Origin of the sequence: Candidatus Pedobacter colombiensis (assembly GCA_029202485.1) — a bacterium.
GTDB classification, from domain to species: domain Bacteria; phylum Bacteroidota; class Bacteroidia; order Sphingobacteriales; family Sphingobacteriaceae; genus Pedobacter; species Pedobacter colombiensis.
Genome location: CP119313.1, coordinates 4,257,439 through 4,272,669, shown reverse-complemented (window position 1 = coordinate 4,272,669; position 15,231 = coordinate 4,257,439). Strand labels below are relative to the sequence as shown.

11 protein-coding genes are annotated in these 15,231 nt (G+C 36.9%); 6 read left to right on the top strand and 5 right to left on the bottom strand.

Going from position 1 to position 15,231, the window contains the following annotated elements; all coding sequences use genetic code 11:
• Window positions 1-18 precede the first annotated feature (18 nt).
• Window positions 19-1,458, top strand: a complete 1,440-nt coding sequence (locus P0Y49_17895; protein WEK18663.1) for an LptF/LptG family permease — start codon at window positions 19-21, stop codon at window positions 1,456-1,458.
• Window positions 1,459-1,604: 146 nt separating this feature from the next.
• Complete coding sequence (locus P0Y49_17890; GenBank protein ID WEK18662.1) at window positions 1,605-2,816, top strand: bifunctional 3,4-dihydroxy-2-butanone-4-phosphate synthase/GTP cyclohydrolase II; 1,212 nt, start codon at window positions 1,605-1,607, stop codon at window positions 2,814-2,816.
• 4 nt (window positions 2,817-2,820) lie between these two features.
• Here the strand turns inward: P0Y49_17890 and P0Y49_17885 are convergent, their stop codons facing one another.
• Entirely contained in the window at window positions 2,821-7,221 is a 4,401-nt protein-coding gene (locus P0Y49_17885) for a translocation/assembly module TamB domain-containing protein (GenBank protein ID WEK18661.1), read from the bottom strand.
• A gap of 117 nt (window positions 7,222-7,338) precedes the next feature.
• On the opposite strand from P0Y49_17885, the gene tsaD reads away from it, so the two are divergent.
• Both tsaD and P0Y49_17875 read left to right on the top strand, forming a co-directional pair.
• Window positions 7,339-8,340, top strand: a complete 1,002-nt coding sequence (tsaD, locus tag P0Y49_17880; GenBank protein WEK18660.1) for a tRNA (adenosine(37)-N6)-threonylcarbamoyltransferase complex transferase subunit TsaD — start codon at window positions 7,339-7,341, stop codon at window positions 8,338-8,340.
• 16 nt (window positions 8,341-8,356) lie between these two features.
• Complete coding sequence (locus tag P0Y49_17875; protein WEK18659.1) at window positions 8,357-8,578, top strand: hypothetical protein; 222 nt, start codon at window positions 8,357-8,359, stop codon at window positions 8,576-8,578.
• 60 nt (window positions 8,579-8,638) lie between these two features.
• Here the strand turns inward: P0Y49_17875 and recA are convergent, their stop codons facing one another.
• The 4 genes from recA to P0Y49_17855 all read right to left on the bottom strand — a co-directional run bounded on the left by recA (window position 8,639) and on the right by P0Y49_17855 (window position 11,420).
• Window positions 8,639-9,652 carry a recombinase RecA gene (gene recA / locus P0Y49_17870; protein ID WEK18658.1) on the bottom strand — a complete coding sequence of 338 codons (1,014 nt, stop codon included), beginning with the start codon at window positions 9,650-9,652 and terminating at the stop codon, window positions 8,639-8,641.
• A gap of 122 nt (window positions 9,653-9,774) precedes the next feature.
• Window positions 9,775-10,452 (bottom strand): endonuclease III, encoded by a 678-nt coding sequence (nth, locus tag P0Y49_17865; GenBank protein WEK18657.1) that lies wholly within the window; start codon window positions 10,450-10,452, stop codon window positions 9,775-9,777.
• A gap of 70 nt (window positions 10,453-10,522) precedes the next feature.
• Entirely contained in the window at window positions 10,523-10,708 is a 186-nt protein-coding gene (locus P0Y49_17860) for a hypothetical protein (protein WEK18656.1), read from the bottom strand.
• Between the two features lie 136 nt (window positions 10,709-10,844).
• The gene (locus P0Y49_17855; GenBank protein WEK18655.1) at window positions 10,845-11,420 is read right to left on the bottom strand and encodes a sigma-70 family RNA polymerase sigma factor; all 576 of its coding nucleotides are present in this window, start codon (window positions 11,418-11,420) and stop codon (window positions 10,845-10,847) included.
• Window positions 11,421-11,711: 291 nt separating this feature from the next.
• Between P0Y49_17855 and uvrA the strand changes: the two genes are divergently transcribed.
• Together uvrA and P0Y49_17845 are read left to right on the top strand one after the other, a co-directional pair.
• The gene (gene uvrA, locus P0Y49_17850; protein WEK18654.1) at window positions 11,712-14,519 is read left to right on the top strand and encodes an excinuclease ABC subunit UvrA; all 2,808 of its coding nucleotides are present in this window, start codon (window positions 11,712-11,714) and stop codon (window positions 14,517-14,519) included.
• A gap of 46 nt (window positions 14,520-14,565) precedes the next feature.
• Window positions 14,566-15,186 carry a lysine transporter LysE gene (locus P0Y49_17845; GenBank protein WEK18653.1) on the top strand — a complete coding sequence of 207 codons (621 nt, stop codon included), beginning with the start codon at window positions 14,566-14,568 and terminating at the stop codon, window positions 15,184-15,186.
• Window positions 15,187-15,231 lie beyond the last annotated feature (45 nt).

Sequence of the window (15,231 nt, the reverse complement as noted above, 5' to 3'; positions counted from 1 at the left end):
TTTGCCTACATTTGTATATTGAAAAAGATTCATTTACTACTTGTCAAAGCATTTATAAAGCCATTCTTCGTCACTTTTTTTATAGTGATGTTTATTCTGTTGATGCTTTTTTTGTTTAAGTACGTTGACGACTTGATCGGGAAAGGATTTGAATGGTATGTCATACTTGAGCTGATGTATTACGCATCTGCAGCCAATGTTTCCATGGCGCTTCCGCTTTCCATTCTGCTATCGTCCATTATGACATTCGGCACTTTAGGTGAGAATTATGAACTGGTAGCGATTAAATCTGCAGGTATCTCTTTGCAGAAGGCGATGATGCCTTTGTTAGTGCTGATTATTTTTCTCGCTATCAGCTCCTTTATTTTTTCTGATTATATGTTGCCCAAAGCAAATTTAAAGTTTGGCTCTTTGTTGTGGGACATTAGGAATAAAAAGCTATCTTTTTTAATTAAGGAGGGGGTATTTAATAATAGTATTCCTGGTTATTCTATTAGGGTCGACAAAAAGAATGATGACGGGCAGCTGCATAATATCATGATTTACGATCATACCGGGAATAATGGAATAGCAAAAATCATTATTGCCAAAGATGGAATGATGTCTAAAGATGAAGATCATTTAGTATTGAAGCTTCGCGATGGTGTAAGGTATGAAGAGTCGAGCGGAAAAAGCTCTTCCTATAATCCAAGGCAAGAGTTAACAAGAATGCGTTTTAAGGAAACAGACCAAAAGTTTGACATCTCCAGTTTTAAAATGAATAGAACGGATGAGGAAGGCTTTAGAGGTAATACTCAAATGCTAAACTTAAAAGGACTAACCAAAAAGAAAGATTCTTTATCTCGTGAATTGGACAGTCTTAACAAGTTTGCTGCTTTGAATCTCAGTAGCTATTATAAGCAGAATAACTATACAAAAGGGTATACAAAAGTAATTGGTAAAGCAAAGACAATAACACAGCCGGTGCTAAATACAGTTCCCAAGAATCAGAAATTGTCGGTTATTCAAGGGGCATTAGATCAAGCTAATTCTGTGATGCAAACCACATCGACCAGAATTGCCGATCATGCAGATAGAATAAGAAATATTATTAAGGTGGAGAATGAATATCAAAAGAAATTTACACTTGCTTTCTCCTGTCTACTATTGTTCTTTATCGGTGCTCCTTTGGGGGCTATTATAAGGAAGGGGGGGCTTGGGTTACCTGTTGTAGTTGCCATCGTATTTTTCCTCATTTATCACATCATAGCCACTGTTGCTGAGAAATCTGCGACCCAAGGTTCCCTAACTCCATTTTTTGGTATGTGGATGGCTATTATTGTTTTATCACCTTTGGGGGCTTTCCTTACCTATAAGGCTACAGTTGATTCAGCCTTGTTTGATATCAATTATTTCAAACAGATAGCCGTTAAGTTCTTTAATAGATTTAAAAAGAAAGCACCTTCAAAAGCAGCTTAATGGAGATATCAATCCTCCAACCGACTATTCATTACTTATTTATGATATTTTATGGCGTGAAATTGTGATTGAAGGTTGTAACTTTGCAATGTAAATTAATAGATTCTCAAATCAATTTAGGATTTGGGAATTGATATACTTATAGAATGGAAATTAAACTCGATGCAATAGAAGATGCTATTGCGGATATAAAAGCAGGAAAAGTTATTATCGTTGTAGATGATGAGGACAGAGAAAACGAAGGCGATTTCTTAACTGCAGCTGAGAATGCTACCCCGGAAGTTATCAATTTTATGGCTACTTATGGTAGAGGTCTGATTTGTGCTCCATTAACGGAACAAAGATGCGACGAACTTGGCTTAGAGCCTATGGTAGGGAAAAATACTGCTGCTTATGAAACGAATTTTACGGTTTCTGTAGATTTACTTGGCTACGGTTGTACAACAGGTATTTCGGCATCAGACAGATCTAAAACTATTCTTGCATTAATCAATCCTAATATTGACCCTGCTGAACTTGGAAAACCGGGACACATATTCCCATTAAGATCTAAAGATGGGGGTGTACTGAGACGCTCAGGTCACACTGAAGCTGCCGTAGATTTAGCCCGTTTAGCTGGAATGGAACCCGCAGGTGTGCTTGTGGAAATCTTGAAAGATGATGGTGAAATGGCAAGGCTTCCGGATTTGATTAAAATTGCGGAGAGACACCAACTAAGAATCATCTCTATTAAAGATCTTATTGCTTACCGATTAAGTAAAGAAACCTTAATCAAGGAGGAGGTTACGATTAGCTTACCTACTCAATGGGGTGATTTTAATATGACTGCCTATACACAGTTAGATAACAATGCTACACATTTGGCTATCAGCAAAGGAAAATGGTCTCCAGATGAGCCAGTACTGGCAAGGGTTCATAGCTCTTGTGTAACCGGCGATATATTCGGATCATGCCGCTGCGATTGTGGCCCGCAACTTCACAAAGCTTTAGAAATGATTGATAAAGAAGGTAAGGGAGTGGTTGTTTACATGAATCAGGAGGGCCGTGGAATAGGCTTAATCAATAAACTACGTTCATATAATCTACAAGATGCTGGTTTTGATACTGTAGAGGCTAATATAAAATTAGGCTTTAAAGGTGACGAGCGGGATTATGGGGTAGGCGCACAAATACTAAGAGCCCAGGGTATAACTAAGATGCGATTGATGTCTAACAACCCAACAAAAAGAGCTGGTTTGATTGGATATGGCTTAGAGATCGTAGAGAATATTCCAATTGAAATTCAAAGTAACGTTCACAATGAGCAATACTTAAAAACGAAACGTGATAAGATGGGACATCAAATCATGAAAGGCTAAGGATTTATTTCTTTTTTTGCTTTTTTTGATCATTTATGATAGCCTCTTTATTTGCAGGCTGCTGGACAGCGGAAGGTTTTTTCTCATCTTCCGCTGTCTTTTTTTGGGCTTCTAATTTCTTCTTCTTTTCCTCTCGTCGGATTTTTCCGGTAATCTTTTGAAGAAACTCCTTGAAACTATCAAACTGTTGGGTATAAATTAAACCCAAAGAAGTCACATTTGTATTTTGACTCTGGATCGTATTAAAAATACTCAGTTGAGTTGGAGGTTTGTTTGCCAGTTTACCCACTAAGGTCCCATCCTTTTTAATTAGTGCAAGAACCTCGACCTCACCACCTACATAATTGCCATTGAAACCAATAGGTGAAAGATCACTGTTGGTACTCCTCTTGTCTACAATTCCCGCATTTAAAACTATTCTGTTTTCAAAAAAGCGGAAGGATGCATTCGCCTCACTTAGAGAGCGAATGTTAATGTCAACAAAATCAAGATTTAAAGAAGAAAGTACGTTGTTAAATTGATTAAACAATAGCTCTGTTGCAGTACTTGTTACGCCTGATGTGAGCTGTTTCCCAAGATCTTCTTTTCCTGTTCCCGGTGCAAAGCTGCGTCTGATGATTAAACTTAAAGCCTGTAAATTCCTGTTGTTGTCATCATTAAAATAACTCTGCATTTCCTCTTTAATTGCAGGGTTTGAGGGGAAAAACACATCAAGCTTAATATCTGGTCTTAATAATAAACCGGTCAGTCCCATTTCAACCTCGACAGGGATTCTTTCATTGGTGTTGGTGCCCTCTCTATTGGCCGCAGAATATAAGTCCGTTGTGTTCGCTCTAAGCGAGTATATGGCTTTTAAGTTGATTTGCGCAGTATTGGGGTTACCAGTCCATCTAATGGTACCTCCCTGCCTGATACTAAATTTTTTGTTGATGACCTCCTGAGCTGTAAAATCAAAACTACCGGATTCAATAATATAGTCGCCCGACATTTCAAAGTCACCCAAACTATTAATTTTAAGCGCAAGGTTTTTAGAATTCCCCTTGCCACTCAGATTGCCTAGTGAAGTAAAGATGTTTGCAGTACTATTTGCGTCTACATCAAGTTTTAAGCTCATGGTTAATCCTTCAAAACTTGTTTGTTTTTTTACATAGGTAGCTGTGTCCTTGCTTACAAAAGTGATGAAATCTTTACTTGAAACGGTTTCAGAACTATTTAAAGGTAAGTTGAAGACTGTCCCTTTTTCAGTTTTTGCATCAATATCAATATACAATAGGTTTGTAGGCCCCTTAAATTTAAATGTTCCGGTTGCGTAAGCCTGACCGAAATAAAGTGAATTGTCTTTTTCAGTTGTATTTAACGCCATAAAATTAGTGGCATTTACATTTACATCAAGTCCGGGGTTGTTGATATCATTTAAATCTACCGTACCATTTGCTATCGCTTTATTGCCATTTACATCTAATAGTTTAAGGCCATCAAGCTCAATAACACTATTGTTTACCGCTACAACATCCGTTATCGTATATCTTGTTTTGAGGTAGTTGATTGTCATTGCTGTCTTATCCAAAGAAAGTGAGCCTTTAATAGCCGGCTTTTCAAAAGAGCCATTTACTGTTAAATCGGCAGAAACATAGCCTTTTAAATCTGAGACTAGATGCTTAACAAATGGGCTTAAGATAGCCAGTTCAGTTTTGTCAAGTTTTACCCCCAGGTCTATTTCTTTCTTTTCGAGATCCAGTTTACCTATAGCCCTTAGTGTTTCTCTATCGGCGGCAACAATATTGGTAAATATGTTCGCTACATTTCTGGACTTATCGTACGAAGAGGTATCAGTTAGACTACCTATATAAGTGTCATTAAAAACCAGGGAGTCTATTTTTATGTTGTCGTGTATTTCGGGAGATTTAAGGATATTAGCTAAAGTAGTTTCCCCATTCACATTTCCACTAATTTTAAGGCCAAGTGTCTTTACAAAAGGATTTAAGGTTGTTAAACTAAAATCTTTGAAGCCTACAAGCAGCAAATCTTTGGGGTTACTTGAAAGTATACCATCCAGGGTAATATATTGCTTCCCATTGTTGAGATCGAAATTCTGGATCTCAGTTTTTCCATCTTGAAAGCTTATATTTACTTTTTCCTGAATCTTCCATTCTTCATTATTCACTTTTAAAATTGAGGGCAGGATGCTTACACGAGCAGTAGTATCATTAGCAAATTCAATCAAACCATTCAAATCCAGCTGATTTACATCATCTTCATTAGAAAGCTTAACGTTTAAGGATAAACTATCATTTCTTAAAATGTTAGAGATGTTTACATTTTTGATATATAAACTATCATTCAAATCAACCCTGTCAGAAGTAACAATCGCCTGAAGTTGATTTGTACTCGTATTTTCATCAATGATGAGATTGTTGACAACTACCCCCTTATATTTTAATTTTTTTATAAAACCATTAAGTGTTGCCGTGTTATTTGGAGAATCGAAATTTCCTACAAAAATAGCCTGATCTTCTATCTGGAGTCCTGGAACAAGCAATTCTGCTACCGGTTCAAATCTTTTTATGTTTAAATTGAACTGAAAAATCTGATCCATGAATTTGACAATATCAGCTTTAAGGGATGGTATGTATTTTTTTGCTAAGGTTTTGTAATAGGAAGGAAGGGTATTTAAATCGTACTGACCTTTGATACTGGCATCAAGTATATCCGATTTTACGGTTAAGCTTCGTTCTTTCCCTATACCACTCGCTTGTAATTCAATGGAATCGACATTATAAATTCCCTTTACATTATCCAGTTTTATCTGCTGCAGGCGGAGGTTTCCTTGAATATTGTCCAGGTTGCTTCCGGAAAAGTTAGTGCTGAATATAGCATCGATTTTCAATGAATCCTTATATAATTTAAGCGCCCTGAGCCTGGCATTTTTTATGTTAGCTTTAAAGTTAAATACCGGCAGCTTTGGATTTAGGTTAACCCCACCATCAAAAACAAGTTGAATATTCTTGTCATTAATTTTTAAGCTTCCATCAAAGAATTTCTTGTCAAAAGTTCCATCAATTTCGACGTTTCTATATCGATAATCGTTAAAATCAATATAGTCTATATCTCCATTTAGTTTTTCTGATAAACTATTGATCTCTGTTCCCCGACCTTTAACATATAATGAAGCAGTGAGTCGACCCAGCGTTTTTTCATTAATTAAGCCCCCTAAATTGAAATCATAAGTCTTAACATTACCGGTATAGGAAGGGATCCCCTTTTTATCGATTTTCATATTCACATCCGACACCACCCGACCTAATCTGGTTTTAAATTCTCCATAGGCAATGAAGTCATTTTGAAAACCGGTAAAGGACCCATTGAAATTAATGTTTCCAAATTTATCTATTATTTGGGGGATCACTTTTGTTTTCTTGCCAGTTACATCCGTTACAATTTCTTCAAGGTCGGCTTTATTTGTTCCAGCCATATCAACCTTCATGTCCATAAAAGTCTCATTGAGAGAGGGCAGACCTTTTAGTGTAAAATCACCTTTTATGTAAGTCGCTTTGCCTGCCTTAACAGTTAGTTTTTTTGCTCTAAGATAATTGACAAGACCGGTAATCTGGCCATCAATGTCGATGTCAAGGTTCATGGGATCAAGTTCAGAAGCAAAGTAAGCAACATCGCGTGAGGAAACATGGCTATCAACAAAGTTAGCTTTCATCTTTACCTTGTTGATATAATCATTAAAATCTTCAAATTTCTTGAAGCTCATTTGAAAATAATCAGTCAGGCGGGTTCTGTTTGTAACCAGCATCAGATTTTTTAATTCAATGCTATTGGTATCGATGGTCGTAAATGCAGTTAAGTTTTTAAGATAAAAACCACTTTTTTCTTTAAAAGTTAAGTCCTTGATATGGGTTTGTAGAATATGGTCTTTGGTATTGAACCCTTCAAAAATACCATTTAAATTACTCAGGGCAACATCATCAAAGTTTACCTCCTTCATAATGGTATCCCTCCTGTAGTTCTTATACTTGAAACTAAAATTATTAAATATTACTCTTTCTAAGGAAAGCTGGAATGGTTTTTTCTTTTTAACTGTTGGAGGGCCGGATTCGAAGTAGTCTATGATAAAATCGAGGTTGGTTGATCTATCCTTATACGATTTTAAAAAAAATGACCCTTTGTTGATCTGAACCGTATTAATTGCTATTATCCGTTGTTTTAATGAGAACTGATTAAGATTTACCAGGAATTTTGGCGTGTTTAATATGGTATCCTTTTGACGGTCAAGCACCAGTAAATCCTCGATCACTACCGAACTAAAGGGTTTTATGTATATGCTACTTAATGATACTGTGGTGTTTAATTCTTTTGAAAGGTAAGCTGCAGCTTTTTTCGCGACATACGTTTGCACCGGTTTAAACTGGAAGGCAAAAATCACGATCGCAACTAGTAATATTACTGATGCAACAAGCCAAAGAAGTATTTGTAATAGTTTTTTAATAGTTTTGTAGCTTAATTATAAATAACCGTGTCTGTAATACTTGCGATAGAATCTTCTTGCGATGAAACCTCAGTTGCCATTTGTAACAACGGCAAAATTACTGCCAATGTTATTGCAAACCAAACAATTCATGAAAATTATGGTGGTGTAATACCCGAGCTTGCCTCAAGAGTACATCAGCAGAATATTGTTCCGGTTATTCAACAAGCATTAACTGATGCTAAAGTTAGTAAAAAGGAGCTTAGTGCAGTTGCTTTCACTAGAGGGCCAGGGTTGTTAGGATCATTGTTGGTTGGGGTATCATTCGCGAAATCTTTTGCATTGGCACTTGATTTACCTTTAGTAGCTGTAAATCATATGCACGCGCATATTCTGGCTCACTTTATTGATGATCCAAAACCTAAATTTCCTTTTCTTTGTCTTACTGTTTCGGGTGGGCATACCCAGATTGTTCTGGTCAAAGATTATTTTGATATGGAAATTGTTGGGGAGACTTTAGATGATGCTGCGGGCGAAGCATTTGATAAAACTGCTAAGATATTGAGTTTACCTTATCCAGGTGGACCATTAATAGATAAACACGCAAAAATAGGAAACCCAAAAGCTTTTAAATTCCCTGAACCTCAAATCAAAGGCCTGAATTATAGTTTTAGTGGTTTAAAAACCTCAATATTATATTTTATCAGAGCCCAGGAAAAGGAGAATCCTAATTTTATTGCCGATCATTTGAATGATATTTGTGCATCTGTTCAAGATAGTATTGTACATATTTTGCTGAATAAACTGAAGAAGGCTGCATTACAATACGGGGTAAAGGAAATTGCGATTGCTGGTGGTGTTTCTGCTAATAGTGGTTTAAGACTGGCTTTGCAAAGTATGGCCGATCAATTGAGCTGGAATGTTTATATTCCGGCATTTGAGTATTGTACGGATAATGCGGCAATGATTGCAATAGCAGGGTATTATAAGTATCTAAATGGGGATTTTGTTGGGCAAGATGTTGCTCCGCTCTCAAGAATGGAGTTTTAAATTTAAATAAAGAATTATGAATGCTGCTAGCTATATATTTTTCGGATTGTTGCTAATCCCACTAATTGTTTTCCTGGGTTGGCTCATTAAAAAGGACAAGGAAAGGAACTATATAGGAATACTTGTACTAATTGGTATGGCCCTAATCGCTTTGTTTGCTATTATTAAATATGATAGTAAGTTTATGGAAACTGGTGAGGGATCGAGAATTAAGACACAGGCTCCTAGTTATAAATAACATAAAATGGCCGATAGTATTCACTATCGGCCATTTTATGTTATTTGCCTTAATTAAATATTAAGCCAATTCTTCTAGTCTTTCTCCGGTAACTTCAGTACGTATTTTTGCTTCGATCTCTTCAGATAGCTCCGGGTTATCCAATAGCAATTGTTTAACTGCATCTCTACCTTGTCCAAGTTTAGTATCTCCATAAGAGAACCAGGATCCTGCCTTTTTGATGATGTTAAAATCGACACCAAGATCAATGATCTCACCTGTTTTAGAAATACCTTCACCAAACATGATGTCAAATTCTGCAACACGGAAAGGAGGGGCAACTTTATTTTTAACAATTTTTACTTTTACTCTATTTCCTGCTACTTCGTCCGAATCTTTGATTTGAGATGTTCTGCGGATATCTAAACGAACAGATGCATAAAACTTAAGGGCATTACCACCGGTTGTAGTTTCAGGGTTACCAAACATTACACCAATTTTTTCGCGCAATTGATTGATAAAAATACAGCAGCATCCCGTTTTAGCTATTGTTCCGGTAAGTTTACGTAAGGCTTGCGACATTAAGCGGGCATGTAAGCCCATTTTAGAATCACCCATTTCACCTTCAATCTCTGCTTTTGGTACCAAAGCAGCAACAGAGTCAATTACAATTACATCGATAGCACCAGAACGGATCAGGTTATCAGCAATTTCTAAAGCCTGCTCGCCATTGTCAGGTTGTGATATCAATAGATTATCTACGTCAACACCTAGTTTTTTTGCATAACTTTTATCAAAAGCATGTTCCGCGTCAATAAATGCAGCCATTCCACCTTTTCTCTGTGCTTCAGCAATAACGTGTGTAGCCAAAGTTGTTTTACCCGATGATTCAGGTCCGTATATTTCGATAACTCTGCCTTTTGGGATTCCACCAATGCCTAATGCAATATCTAAACTGATAGATCCGGTAGATATAGATTCAATAGGTTCTACCGGATTGTCTCCTAATTTCATCACTGTACCCTTACCATATGATTTTTCTAACTTATCTAAAGTAAGTTGTAGCGCTTTTAGTTTGTCTGCGTTTATGCTCATGTTTTTATAATTCTTTAAGTAAGACAGACATTTAATGTATAGACATAAATGTTAAATCTGTATGCTAATTATATTAGCAAATATAATGTAATTTAATTTTAATTATGCAAGTAATGTTTAAATTATTTTGTGAGGTCCTCCGGATCACTAAATATTTTAGTTATTTTTTTATTTTTTTGGAAATATTTACAGAAATGTGTGATCTCGCAAATGCTACACTTGGGCGTTCTGGCTACACAAACATATCTTCCGTGTAAGATTAGCCAATGGTGTGCTATATGAATGGTATGCTCAGGTAAATTTTTAACGAGATCTTTTTCTACTGCCAATGGTGTTTTGCCAGCCGTTAAGCCAATTCTGTTAGCAACCCTAAAAACATGGGTGTCGACCGCCATTGCCGGGGCATTATAAATCACGGAAGCAATTACATTAGCTGTTTTCCTTCCTACACCTGGCATTTTCTGCAATTGTTTTACATCTGAAGGCACCTCGTTGTTAAATTCATTTAATAGCATATTTGCCATTCCAACTAAATGTTTTGCCTTATTATTGGGATAGCTTACACTTCTGATGTAATCAAACACAATATCAGGAGTTGTTTCGGCCAGTGCTTTTGCATTTGGAAAACGCTGAAATAAAGCAGGAGTAACCTGATTAATCCTTTTGTCGGTACATTGTGCAGATAAAATAACTGCGACCAATAATTGGAAAGGATTATTATAATGTAATTCTGTCTCAGCATTTGGCTGGCGAGCAGAAAAATGGGACACAAAAAGCTGATATCTTTCTTTTTTGAGCATAGGCAAACTTAGATAAAAAACGGGCATAAAAAAAGCTGCCGGTTTCGCGGCAGCTTAAGATCATTTTAAATTACTTTGTTCTCGAATAAGCCAGAATCTTAGAAATGGATTCTTCTGAAGGTTCTTTTTTAAGCATATCCAGTTGAGATTTAATGTTTTCGTAAAACACCATGTCTAACCCTTCAACTTTATCAGTATTTTCCTGATTGTGTTGCGTGTGATCTAAGTTGTTAATTGAAGTAAAAGTTTTCATCATAAGCAGTAGCGCGTATTTAGTTTTAATGAAAAACGTTTATCTCCTTTATTTATTTTCAGCTAATCCTCAATGAATTGTAATATATTCTTTACAATTGGCGATATGCCCTCAAAACACACGATTTTGAACAAAAAAATCAAGAAATTTCTTTCACTTTCATCATCTTACGAAGATTGTTTAATGCATAGCGCATACGTCCTAAAGCTGTATTAATGCTTACATCAGTAAGATCTGCAATATCCTTAAAGCTTAGATCGGCATAATGACGCATAATCAAAACTTCTTTTTGATCATCAGGCAATAAATGGATCATTGCCCTTAAATCAATATGAGTTTGCTCTCTCAACATTTTATCCTCGGCGTTCTCTTCATGAAATTGAAGTAGGTTAAAAACATCCGTTCCATCAGCACTTGTAATTACAGGGGCTCTTTTTTCGCGCCTGAAATAATCTATAACCAGGTTATGCGCAATACGCATCACCCAAGGCAAGAACTTGCCTTCTTCATTATAACGACCGGACCGTAATGTGTTAATAACCTTAATAAACGCATCTTGAAATATATCTTCGGCCAGATACTGATCTTTAACCAATAAATATATAGATGTATAGATTTTTGTTTTATGCCTTTTTAAAAGTTCTTCCAAAACGGTTTCATCACCGTTAAGGTATAACTTAACCAATTCCTGGTCATTTGTTTGTTGTAGTTTCATAGGAGTCCCTTACTAAAATCCCTTGCTTCTTTGTTTCACTTAATCCCTTACTTTCTTGCTAAAAAAATACTTTAGTAGACGTTTTATTCTATATGAGTTCTCCTATTGGTTTGTTAGTTAGTGGTTTGATTTCTGGCTTAATATTTCAAAAGAAGCATTTTTTTATTACAAAACCATATAAAAAGTGTTAAAAAAAAATAAAAGTGGATGGATAGCCTTATTTTTGCACTTACTGAAAAAACCAAAATTCTGTTATTTGGGTTATATTAGCAGTATTCTAGCAAGAAATCAATGAATAAGGAAATCAATAAAGATCCACATAAAAATATAATCATAAAGGGTGCCAGAGTTCATAATCTTAAAAATATAGATGTAGCCATACCTAAAAATAAGCTTGTTGTGATTACAGGAATGTCGGGTTCCGGTAAGTCATCGCTGGCCTTTGATACCTTATATGCCGAAGGGCAACGCCGCTATGTAGAAAGCTTATCCTCTTATGCCCGCCAGTTTATGGGACGTATGAATAAGCCTGATGTTGATTACATTAAAGGAATTGCGCCGGCAATAGCGATTGAGCAAAAGGTAATCACTTCAAATCCACGCTCTACGGTGGGTACTTCAACAGAGATCTATGATTATCTAAAATTACTTTTTTCCAGAATAGGGAAGACCTATTCGCCGGTGTCAGGGGAAATAGTGAAAAGAGACACGGTAACTACTGTTGTTGATTTTATTTCCGCTTTAGGCGAGGAAAGCGTAGTGACCATATTTTGTCCATTATTTCCACACAATAACAGATCCTTAAAGGAGGAGCTAGCAGTGCTTTTGCAGAAAGGTTTCTTAAGAGTCTCTTACAAAGAAAAGATCCACAAAATTGAGGATATTCTGGAAGATAAAGATTTTGAGGATTTCGAGCTCATAGATGAGCATACTGTTAATATATTGATTGATAGGATTGTTGTTCATGCTGACGATGAAACGCTAAGCCGTATTGCAGATTCTGTGCAAACCGCTTTTTTCGAAGGTAAAGGCGATTGTTATGTGGACTATGAAGGTAAACTCAGCCATTTTTGCGATAGATTTGAGCTTGATGGTATTCGTTTTGAAGAACCCACACCTAATTTTTTCAGTTTTAACAATCCCTATGGGGCATGTAAAAGGTGCGAAGGTTACGGAAACGTGATTGGTATAGACGAAGATCTGGTTATTCCTGATAAGAGTAAAAGTGTATACGATAATGCAATTGCACCCTGGAGAGGGGAAAAGATGCGTGAGTGGCTCAATAGGCTGATTAAAAGCGCAGATAAGTTTAATTTCCCTATCCATAGACCATACAGTGAATTAACGGACAAAGAACAGCAGTTAATCTGGACTGGGAATAAGTACTTTGGGGGATTGGACGATTTCTTTAAGGAGCTGGAAGAGCAAACGTTTAAAATTCAATACCGTGTGATGCTTTCCAGATACCGGGGCAAAACCAACTGTCCGGATTGTAAAGGCTCCAGATTGCGCAAAGATGCTTCTTATGTTAAAATAGCTGATAAATCTATCATTGATGTGGTATTGATGCCACTGGCAAGCATATTGGATTTTTTTGAAAACCTGAACCTCTCAGAAACGGATCAGAAAATTTCAAAGCGATTACTAGCCGAAATTGTAAACAGGGTGCTATACTTAAACAATGTCGGATTGGGATATTTAACCTTAAATAGACTTTCAAATACGCTTTCGGGTGGAGAATCACAACGTATCAATCTGGCTACCTCACTAGGAAGCAGCCTGGTCGGCTCTATTTATGTACTGGACGAGCCAAGTATAGGTTTACATCCGAGGGATACCAATAAGCTGATAGGCGTATTGGAATCGCTCAGAAATGTGGGTAACACAGTTCTGGTTGTGGAGCATGAAGAAGAAATGATGAAAGCGGCCGATCATATTATAGATATTGGTCCGGAAGCCGGAACGCATGGAGGTAACCTGGTATTTAGCGGAACCTATGAGGAGATCATTAAAGATAAAAATAGCTTAACCGGGCGTTACCTTTCCGGCGAAGAGAAAATTGCAGTTCCCACAAGGCGAAGAAACTGGAAAGATCATGTTCTGATTAAAGGGGCAAGAGAGAATAACCTTAAAAATATAGATGTAAAAATTCCTTTAGGTGTATTTACAGTTGTTAGTGGGGTTTCAGGATCTGGTAAAACGAGTTTAATCAAAAAGATTTTTTATCCTGCTTTACAAAAGGCAATTGGTAATTATTCGGGAGAGCAAACTGGCGCATACGACGGTATATTTGGTAATTATGAATTGGTAAGCCAGGTAGAGATGGTAGATCAGAACCCGATAGGGCGCTCATCAAGGTCAAATCCTGTTACTTACGTCAAAGCATGGGACGATGTTCGTGCATTATTCTCTGCCTTACCGGCTTCAAAAGCGGCTGGATTAAAGCCGGCGGCTTTCTCTTTTAATGTGGAAGGTGGTCGCTGCGATGTTTGCCAGGGAGAAGGAGAGGTGAAAATAGAAATGCAGTTTATGGCTGATATTTACCTGCCTTGTGAAACCTGCGGTGGCCGTAGATTTAAGCAACAGGTTTTAGACATCACCTACCAGGATAAAAATGTAGCAGACATATTAGATCTTACCATCGAAGAAGCGGTAGCATTCTTTAGTAATGAGCCTAAAATATTACAGAAACTACAACCGTTAGTTGATGTAGGCTTAGGGTATGTGCATTTGGGCCAGTCATCCAATACTTTATCTGGTGGAGAGGCGCAGCGTATTAAGCTGGCATCTTTCCTGATCAAAGGAAATAATGCGAATAAAACCATGTTCATTTTTGATGAACCTACAACGGGACTGCATTTTCATGACATCAAAAAGTTATTGATTGCGTTAAATACCTTAATAGAACAAGGCAACTCCATATTGGTGATTGAACATAATATGGACATGATAAAGTCTGCAGATTGGGTAATAGATATTGGGCCTGAAGGGGGAGATAAAGGTGGAAATGTTGTTTTTGAAGGAACTCCGGAAGATCTTTTAGGTGTAAGCGCATCATATACTGCAACGTACCTAAAAGAGCACATGAAGTCTGTATGAGTTTAATCCGTCTTAAAAAAACACTGAAATCCTTGTATCTTCGTCCATGATTTTTTTAACACTCTTTCTGGGTATCGTTTTAAATATGCTGGGATATATTCCCCCGGGGAACATTAACCTGACGGTAGTTCAGATCACAATTACCAGAGGCATCAGACAGGCCTTATATTTTATAGGGGCATTCTCTACTGTAGAAATCCTTTTCACCTTTGGTGTGATGCGCTTTGTACAATGGCTTTCCAGTGAAATTAATCTCGGAAATACCATCGACGTAGTGATGGTATTCATGTTTGGTATTTTGGGAGTTTTAACCTGGAGGTCGAGAAAAGAGATGCCTAAGGAAGATTATTCCAAGAAGGACAGTATTAGGTATGGTTTATTGCTAGGGGTGATTAATCCAATGCAAATCCCTTATTGGCTATTTGTGGGTACTTATCTCATCTCTCACGAATGGATTGATATTGGTTATCTTTCGCTGTCTGTCTTTAGTGTGGGATCGGGGATAGGTGCAGCATTGGCATTGTATGGATTTGCGCGATTTGCACAATACATACAAGAGAAATTTACCTTAAGTAGCTATATCGTTAATAAGAGTATTGCACTGTTATTTTTTGCCTTGTCGGCCTATCATATTTGCAAAATCACCTATATCCATCTTATTAAGTAATAAAGCTGCCAGAAAAAAAAAGTCAGGATTCCCGTGCTTTTCTTT

Coding starts and splice junctions, on each gene's coding strand:
- recA (WEK18658.1), bottom strand. CDS start 9,652: ATGAGCATAAACGCAGACAAACTAAAAGCGCTACAACTTACTTTAGAT.
- P0Y49_17855 (WEK18655.1), bottom strand. CDS start 11,420: ATGAAACTACAACAAACAAATGACCAGGAATTGGTTAAGTTATACCTT.
- uvrA (WEK18654.1), top strand. CDS start 11,712: ATGAATAAGGAAATCAATAAAGATCCACATAAAAATATAATCATAAAG.
- P0Y49_17860 (WEK18656.1), bottom strand. CDS start 10,708: ATGATGAAAACTTTTACTTCAATTAACAACTTAGATCACACGCAACAC.
- nth (WEK18657.1), bottom strand. CDS start 10,452: ATGCTCAAAAAAGAAAGATATCAGCTTTTTGTGTCCCATTTTTCTGCT.
- P0Y49_17875 (WEK18659.1), top strand. CDS start 8,357: ATGAATGCTGCTAGCTATATATTTTTCGGATTGTTGCTAATCCCACTA.
- P0Y49_17845 (WEK18653.1), top strand. CDS start 14,566: ATGATTTTTTTAACACTCTTTCTGGGTATCGTTTTAAATATGCTGGGA.
- P0Y49_17890 (WEK18662.1), top strand. CDS start 1,605: ATGGAAATTAAACTCGATGCAATAGAAGATGCTATTGCGGATATAAAA.